We start from the raw sequence: 3,009 nt of genomic DNA on the forward strand, positions 1-3,009 counted from the left end.
TGGATAACCAGTGGATAATTTCTATAAACAGAGTTATCCACAGGGGTGGTGTTTTCTTGAATAAAGTCGGAAAAATTTACGCGACCTAGATCGAGCGAACAAGATAGATTCAGATCAGCAGTCATGGCATCCTAGGCAGATCTCTCAAGTACTGAATTGGATACAGACAATTATGGCAAGTATTCCTGAAAATCCGTTGATCCTTATCGACGGCTCTTCTTACCTATATCGCGCTTTTCACGCCTACCCGGGCACCATGAGCAATGGTGAAATTCCAACTAATGCCGTTTACGGCGTCGTGAACATGTTACGCAGCATGATGCGTCAGTTTGCGTCTGAGCGCATCGCGGTGGTTTTCGATGCAAAGGGAAAAACCTTTCGTGATGATATGTATGCAGAATACAAAGCTAATCGTCCGCCAATGCCGGATGACCTGCGTTGTCAAATTGAACCATTACACAATGTTATTCGTGCAATGGGTTTGCCGCTGATCTGTGTTCCTGGCGTCGAGGCGGATGACGTCATCGGTACGTTAGCATACCAAGCATCACAAAAGGGCATGCCTGTATTGATCAGTACTGGTGATAAAGACATGGCGCAGCTAGTGGATGATAACATTACCTTGATCAACACCATGACGAACGTCGTAATGGATCGTGAAGGTGTGGTTGAAAAGTTTGGCATTCCACCTGAGTTGATCATCGACTACTTAGCACTGATGGGCGATAAAGTAGATAACATTCCTGGTGTACCGGGTGTCGGTGATAAAACAGCGACCGCACTACTGCAAGGTATTGGTGGTCTGACGAAGTTGTATGAAAACCTCGATGATATTGCAGGGCTTGGTTTCCGTGGTTCTAAAACCATGGCGAAAAAGCTCATCGACAACAAAGAAAATGCCATGCTTTCGTATGAGCTCGCGACCATCAAATTGGATGTTGAGCTTGAGGAAACGCCAGAATCATTGCTGAAAGCGGAACCAAATAAAGACGAATTAGTGAAGCTGTATGGCCAACTGACGTTTAAATCTTGGTTGAATGAACTACTTGAAGGCGGTTCTGGATCAGTGGAGGCCGTAGAGCTTGCAGGATCTTCACAAGCTTCTTCTTCTCAAGCCGAGATGGAAACTTCTGCGGTAACAATCGATCGCAGCCAATATGAAACAATTCTGGATAAAGAAACCTTCAATGCTTGGCTAGATAAACTTCAAACGGCTGAGCTGTTTGCATTTGATACGGAGACCGATAACCTAGATTACATGCTAGCGAATCTAGTTGGTTTGTCATTCGCTGTCGATGAAGGTATTGCGGCTTATGTGCCAGTTGCACATGACTATTTAGATGCGCCTGAACAGCTTGATCGTGATTGGGTACTAGAACAGCTGAAGCCAATTCTTGAAGATGCAGCGAAAGCAAAAGTCGGTCAAAACTTAAAGTATGATGCGTCTGTACTCGCTCGTTACGACATTGAGCTAAAAGGTATCAAGCACGACACGATGTTGGAATCGTATATCTACAACAGTGTCGGCGGTAAACACGATATGGACAGCTTGGCGCTTCGCTTCCTACAGCACAGCTGCATTTCTTTTGAGCAAATTGCAGGTAAAGGCAAAAATCAGCTTACGTTTAACCAAATCGAACTGGAACAAGCATCGCCATACGCGGCAGAAGATGCGGATGTGACCCTTCGTCTGCACAATCGCTTGTTTGCTAATATCGAGCAGGATGAAAGCCTGAAGACAGTTTACGAAGAGATTGAAATGCCGTTGGTGCCAGTTCTTTCGCGCATTGAACGCACTGGGGTCTTTATCGATGAAATGAAGCTGAGTGCGCAGTCGGTCGAGATTACCGCTCGCCTTGATGAGCTTGAAAAGAAAGCGTACGAAATTGCAGAGCAAGAGTTTAACATGAACTCGCCAAAGCAATTACAAGCCATCCTATTTGAAAAAATGGGTTTACCGGTTGTGAAGAAAACGCCATCAGGCACACCATCGACGAATGAAGAAGTTCTGCAAGAACTCGCGCTAGACTACCCACTACCAAAACTGATTTTGGAATACCGTGGTTTGGCGAAGCTAAAATCAACTTACACCGACAAACTGCCGAAGATGATCAACCTATCAACGGGGCGCGTGCATACTTCTTACCACCAAGCAGTGACTGCAACGGGTCGTCTATCTTCTACTGATCCGAACTTACAGAACATTCCAATTCGTAACGAAGCTGGCCGTCGTATTCGTCAAGCGTTTGTCGCGCCATCAGGGCATAAAATCTTAGCGGTCGACTACTCGCAAATCGAACTTCGCATCATGGCGCACCTTTCTGGTGACCAAGCGTTATTGGATGCATTCCGTGATGGCAAAGATATCCACGCGGCAACCGCAGCAGAAATCATGGGTGTTTCTATTGAAGACGTTTCAAGTGAGCAACGTCGTCGTGCGAAAGCGGTTAATTTCGGTCTTATTTACGGCATGAGTGCGTTTGGTTTGGCGAAGCAATTAGGCATTCCTCGTGGTGAGGCTCAAGCGTACATGGATACATACTTTGAACGTTACCCAGGCGTGATGCAGTACATGGAAGACACACGCAGCACGGCAGCAGATAAAGGGTATGTTGAAACGATTTTTGGTCGACGTTTGCATTTACCAGAAATCAAATCGCGCAACGGGATGCGTCGTAAAGCTGCTGAACGTGCGGCAATCAACGCACCAATGCAAGGTACGGCTGCGGACATCATTAAGAAAGCGATGCTGTTGGTTGATCAGTGGATTCAGGAAGAAGGCAATGGTCGTGTGAAGTTATTAATGCAAGTACACGATGAATTGGTCTTTGAAGTTGAAGAGTCATCATTGTCCGAAATTGAAAGTAAAGTACAGAAATTGATGGAATCTGCAGCAGAGCTAAAAGTACCGTTGGTTGCAGAAGCAGGTCACGGTGATAACTGGGATCAAGCTCATTAGTCACTTTTAGACCAAAATAACCAATTAATTATGAGCCAGCGCACAAACGC

Annotated in this window: 1 protein-coding gene; it reads left to right on the forward strand. The window is 45.7% G+C overall.

Going from position 1 to position 3,009, the window contains the following annotated elements:
• Nucleotides 1–172 precede the first annotated feature (172 nt).
• Nucleotides 173–2,959 (forward strand): DNA polymerase I, encoded by a 2,787-nt coding sequence (gene polA, locus CAG68_RS11945; protein WP_161441190.1) that lies wholly within the window; start codon nucleotides 173–175, stop codon nucleotides 2,957–2,959.
• Nucleotides 2,960–3,009: the final 50 nt, after the last annotated feature.

The sequence above is a fragment of the Vibrio sp. V42_P2S4T144 genome, assembly GCF_009904715.1.
Taxonomy (GTDB): domain Bacteria; phylum Pseudomonadota; class Gammaproteobacteria; order Enterobacterales; family Vibrionaceae; genus Vibrio; species Vibrio alginolyticus.